This window comes from Aeromonas sp. PrichA-15 (genome assembly GCF_017939245.1).
In the GTDB taxonomy this organism is placed as follows: Bacteria; Pseudomonadota; Gammaproteobacteria; order Enterobacterales; family Aeromonadaceae; genus Aeromonas; species Aeromonas caviae.
In genome coordinates, this window is sequence record NZ_JAGKRH010000315.1 from 72,930 (window position 1) to 78,207 (window position 5,278).

Here is a 5,278-nt window from a genome sequence, read left to right on the forward strand (position 1 = left end):
CCCGTCAGCCCTATGCCGCCGCGAGGTTTACATGAGAGCCATAGATAAGTTGGTCGGGTTTATCTCCCCCGGCTGGGCAGCCAACCGGATGCGCGACCGCTTGCGAATGATGGCCTACGAGGCGGCAATGCCGTCCAGAACCCATCAGGCCAAGCGGGAACGGCGTGGCGCCAACGTGGCCACCCAGCAATCGGCGATCAGCTTGCGCGAGCAGGCCAGAGCCCTGGACGAAAACCATGACATTGTGATCGGCCTTCTCGACAAGATGGAGGAGCGGATTGTCGGCGGCAAAGGCATCCAGATCGAGCCGCAGCCTCGCTCGGTCGATGGACAGTTGCTGGATGACCTCGCCAAGGATATCCGCCGCCGCTGGGCTGCCTGGTCACTCAAACCGGAAACCACCGGCACCTACACCCGTCCCGCCATGGAGCGGCTGGCCTGTCGTACCTGGTTGCGCGATGGCGAGGTGTTTGGCCGCCGCCTGCTGGGCACCATCAAGGGCTATCAGCATCACTCGGATACACCCTTTTCGGTGGAGGTGCTGGAGCCTGACTTTGTGCCGTTCGAGATGAACAGCGTGGCGGATGGGGTCAGGCAGGGGATCAAGGTCGATGCCTGGCGCCGTCCGAAATCCTACTTTGTGATGTTCGATCACCCCGGCGAAATGCAGGGCTATCGCTACCGCACCAAGGAGGTTGAAGCCAGCGAGATGTATCACCTGGCCCTGCGCAAGCGGATCCATCAGCTGCGCGGCGTTACGCTGCTGCACGGTGTCATCACTCGCCTCGCTGACCTCAAGTCGGTGGAAGAGGCCGAGCGCGTAGCCGCCCGGATCAGCGCCTCGCTCGCCTTCTTCATCAAGAAGGAACACCCGGAGGGATACCAGGCGCCGCCAGATGGTTCGCCCGCGCAAGCGCAGCGAATGATCGACATCACGCCGGGCATGACCTTTGACGACCTGCGCCCCGGCGAGGATGTCGGGGTTATCCAGTCCAACCGGCCAAACACCGCTCTGAACGTCTGGCGATCGGGTCAGCTGCGCTCATCCTGTGCTGGCACCCGCAGCCAGTATTCGAGCGTGGCCCGCGACTATGACGGCACCTATTCCGCCCAGCGCCAGGAGCTGGTTGAGGGGTGGGAAGGCTTTGCCGTGCTGCAGGATGAGTTTGTGGCCAACTGGTCGCGCCCTGTTTATCGGGATTGGTTGCTGGCCGAAACCCTGCGCAGCAAAGACCCGCTCAAGCTGCCTCCCGAGCTGGATATGAAAACCCTGTTCGATGCCATCTATCTGGCGCCAGTCATGCCCTGGATTGACCCGGAGCGTGAGGCCAACGGCTGGAAGGCGGTGATCCGTGGCAGTGCTGGCACGGTGACCGAGTGGATCCGGGCTCGCAACAAGAACCCTGACGAGGTGCGCGATCAGCGCCTCTCCGAACTGGAATGGGAAAAGCAAAACAACATCATCGCCGACTCCAACCCGGCCAATGACCCAGGAGCACAACCCAGTGAAAAAGCACCACCTGACGGCGGCAATGCAGACCGCGCTGATGCCAGCGCGGGCAGCCGCCAGCGGAAACCCCGCAGCAGAACCTGAGCCCCAAAACGCCAAAAGCTGGTACTCCATCAGCGCCCTGTCTGGCGCCGTGCCCACGGTCGAGATCTACATCTATGACGTCATCGGGTATTGGGGGATCTCAGCCCAACAGTTCATCTCCGACTGCAAGGCTGCTGGGGTGTTCGATGCCAAGCAACTCAATATCCACATTCACAGCCCCGGCGGTGATGTGATGGACGGCTTTGCCATTTACAACACCCTGGCCCGCCTGAGCTGCAAAATCGACATCTGGAACGATGGTCTGGCGGCCAGCATGGCGTCGGTCATCCTCTGCCTGCCCAATGCCACTGTCCACATGCCGAGCAATGCCTGGGTGATGATCCATAAACCCTGGTCCGGAACGGTCGGGAACGCCGACGACCTGCGCGACATGGCGGACTGGCTGGATCGCAACGAGGCGCTGTTGCTCAACGCCTATGAGAAGAAAACCGGCAAGCCCCGTGAGGAGTTGGCCAATCTACTGTCGGCAGATACCTGGCTCGATGGCTCCCAGGCCAAAGAGCTGGGGTTTGTCGATGTCCTGGAAGAGCCGATTTCGGCTGCCGCCTACGTGAACGAGAACAAAATGAACGACTTTACCAATATGCCTACTCAGGCCCGTGCGTTTTTTGGCGCTCGCGCCAGCGCGGGTCCGGCGCCTGAGCTGCCGTCTCCTGCCCCCACCCCGGCTACCCAACCGGCCCCGGACCAAGCCGCTGCCCTCGCTGCCTTCAGGCAGCAAGAGCAAGCCCGCCGCAACGAGATCCAGGATCTCTTTGCCCTCACCGGTGGCCGCTTCCCGGATCTGATGGCCGAGTGCCTGGGCGACATGGATGTGACCTCCGCCATGGCCAAAGAGAAAATCAAGGCAGCCATGGGCAAGCCGGCGGGTGATGCTGGCCCGACTGGCGCCGCGCCTCATATCCATCTGGGCAACGGCAACCTGGTCGGCGATTCGGTCCGTGCCTCCCTGATGGCCCGCTGCGGCTATGCCGACGCCGAGAGTGACAACCGTTACGGTGGTTACAGCCTGCGGGAGCTGGCCCGCGCCTCGTTGGAGGGGCGAGGCATTCAGACTGGCGGGCACTCGCCGCTGGCCTATGTCGGCATGGCCTTCACTCACACCAGTTCTGACTTCGGCAAGATCCTGCTGGCAGTGGCCAACAAATCGGTGCTGGAGGGCTGGGACAATGCCGAAGAGACCTTCGACAAGTGGACTCGCAAAGGCACGCTGACCGACTTCAAGGTGGCCAGCCGCATCGGTTTGAGCGACATCCCGAACCTGCGCCGTGTGCGCGAAGGGGCAGAGTACAAGCATGTCACTCTGGCTGATACCGGCGCCACCATTCAGTTGGCCACCTATGGCGAGCTGTTCTCCATCACCCGTCAGGCCATCATCAACGATGATCTCGACATGTTGACCCGCGTCCCCGGCCTGTTCGGTGCTGCTGCTCGTGGCACCATCGGTGACCTGGTGTATGCCTTGCTGACGGGCAACGTCAAGATGCCGGATGGTAAGTCGCTGTTCCATGCCGATCACAAAAACCTGCTGGCCGGTTCCGATGCGGCGATGGGGGTGCCTGGTTTGTCTGCGGGCAAGACCATGATGCGCGGCCAGAAAGCGGCAGGCGCTGACGGCAAGCCAGGGCGCAGTCTGAACATCCGCCCCGGTTACATCCTGACGCCACTGGAGCTGGAAGATAAGGCGTTGCAGCTTATCCGCAGCACCTCTGTTCCGGGGACGGATGCCAACTCGGGGATCGCCAACCCGATCAAGGATTTCGCCGAAGTGATCGGCGAGCCGCGCCTCTCCGATGCCAGCCCGTTGGAATGGTATCTCGCGGCCAAGGGTGGCGACACCATCGAGGTGGCTTACCTCGATGGCATGGACAAACCCTGGATCGAGCAGCAAGAAGGCTTCACCGTGGACGGCGTGACCACCAAAGTCCGCATCGACGCGGGCGTGTCCGCCCTGGACCACCGTGGCCTGCTCAAGTCCCAAGGCAAGTGATCTCATGGCCCGCCATTGGCGGGCCATCTCTGACAGCCTCAATACAGGAGTTATTCCATGGCTAAAAATTATGTCAGCACCGGCAGCCAACACACCTTCGTCGCTCCGGCGGGTGGGGTGACATCCGGCAAGCCCGTCAAGATCGGCGCCCTGACCGTTGTCCCCCTGGAGTCGGCAGCGGCGGGGGAGGAGTTCTCAGGTGCCCTCGGCGGCGTCTGGCTGCTGCCCTGCGACACCGCCCTGACGCTCGGCGCTGCCGTCAAATGGGACGGCGCCAAACTGGTGGCAGACACCACCAAAGACGCCGACGACTTCGGCAAACTGCTCAGCGGCGGTGCCTCCGGCTATGCCGAGGCACTGATCGTTCAATGACCGGTGCGACCGGTGGGCGTTGGCAACGTGCCGCCACTCGCTTGAACGCTGCTGTGGACGATGCCCTGGGGATCGATGTCATCATCGCTGGGGTGCCCTTGGTGGCGCTCTATGATGAAAACCCCGATGCCTTTGGGCAGGTGTTGACCACGTTGCGCGAGTTGTCCGTTTCATCGCCCCCGAAGGGGATGCGCTTCAAGTCGGGCGACAAGGTGGAGATCCCCAGCCTGTCGCTGGTCACTTCCGTGAGGGAGCCGCCTTTTACCCGGTCCGGTCAGCTCGTTATCCCCATCAAGTGAGGAAGCCATGCCCATCAAGCAAGACTTGGACAAGGCGCTGGCGAACCTGAATCTGCTGCCGACCAAGCTGGTGCCGAAGGCGAGCGCTCAGGCGGTCAACCGGGTGGCGGCTGGCGCGTCCAGTCGGGCTATCCGGTTGACCGCCAAGGATAGCCGGGTGCAGGTGCCCGCCAAGTTGCTGCGCCCCCGGGTGAAGATCTTCAAGGCGTCACAGCAGAAGCCATCAGCCACGATCAGGGTGCGCCGCCGCCCTATCCCCTTGATCAAGGTGGGGGCCGTCCAGCAGCGCCTGGTGCGCTATCGGCAGAGCGCCTTCACGGGGATTGGGGACATGCAGGTCGGTCGTCATCGTGTGCCTGGTGGCTTCATCGCTGACGGTGGCCAAGGCTTTGGCGAATACCGACGGGGCGGTGGCTATGCGGCCACCAAGCTCAAGAGCTGGCAGATCTTGCGCCGGGTCGGCAAAGGCCGTCATGCCCTGGAGGTGATGCGGATCCCGCTGGTGACCCCGATCACCGAGCACTATGAACGGGAATCAAAAGCTGGGATGGCCCGTGACATGCCCCGCGAAATGCAGCGGGCGCTGTTGCGTCAGCTTCAATTGACCTTCAAATGAGGATAGGATTCTGATCTTCACGCAAGGAGAGTTCATGATCATCCTGAAAATTGTGGTTGCCCTGGTGATGCTGGTATTGATCGCCATTGGCACCTTTCAGGGCGGCTGGCTGGGATTTGTCATCACAGTCGGCATGACCCTTATCCTCAATGGCATGTTCAACCGCTGGGATGCCAAACGGCAAACCCCATCACGATAACCCGCTTCGGCGGGTTTTTTATTGGACTCAATATGACAATCCGAACCGACATCCGGGCGGCCCTGGCCGAACGGGTGCGAACCTGTGTGCCCGATCTGCGTGAGGTTTACCCCTCCCGCCCGGTGGACGTCGCCGCCGAAGACCTGCCCCTGGCGTTCTGCTACTTCCTGGAAGGGGGCGATGGTGA

Annotated in this window: 6 protein-coding genes; all 6 read left to right on the plus strand. The window is 62.1% G+C overall.

Features of this window, described 5'->3' with window-relative positions; translation table 11 throughout:
- Positions 1–31: 31 nt before the first annotated feature.
- Genes J9889_RS22360 through J9889_RS22385 form a run of 6 tightly spaced genes read left to right on the plus strand, consistent with a single transcriptional unit; the run spans position 32 to position 5,091 of the window.
- Positions 32–1,594 carry a phage portal protein gene (locus tag J9889_RS22360; protein WP_246878166.1) on the plus strand — a complete coding sequence of 521 codons (1,563 nt, stop codon included), beginning with the start codon at positions 32–34 and terminating at the stop codon, positions 1,592–1,594.
- The gene (locus J9889_RS22365; RefSeq protein ID WP_349237020.1) at positions 1,506–3,605 is read left to right on the plus strand and encodes a ClpP-like prohead protease/major capsid protein fusion protein; all 2,100 of its coding nucleotides are present in this window, start codon (positions 1,506–1,508) and stop codon (positions 3,603–3,605) included. Before J9889_RS22360 ends, J9889_RS22365 begins: the two co-directional genes overlap by 89 nt.
- Before the next feature lie 57 nt (positions 3,606–3,662).
- Positions 3,663–3,977: a DUF2190 family protein gene (locus tag J9889_RS22370; RefSeq protein WP_210558245.1), complete on the plus strand. Its 315-nt coding sequence runs from the start codon at positions 3,663–3,665 to the stop codon at positions 3,975–3,977.
- Between the two features lie 53 nt (positions 3,978–4,030).
- On the plus strand, positions 4,031–4,276 hold the full coding sequence (locus tag J9889_RS22375; protein WP_210558247.1) for a hypothetical protein: 246 nt from the start codon (positions 4,031–4,033) through the stop codon (positions 4,274–4,276).
- Between the two features lie 7 nt (positions 4,277–4,283).
- Complete coding sequence (locus J9889_RS22380) at positions 4,284–4,892, plus strand: phage tail protein (protein ID WP_102948355.1); 609 nt, start codon at positions 4,284–4,286, stop codon at positions 4,890–4,892.
- Positions 4,893–4,926: 34 nt separating this feature from the next.
- A complete protein-coding gene (locus J9889_RS22385; RefSeq protein ID WP_210558249.1) occupies positions 4,927–5,091 on the plus strand; it encodes a hypothetical protein in 165 nt (54 codons plus the stop codon).
- Positions 5,092–5,278 lie beyond the last annotated feature (187 nt).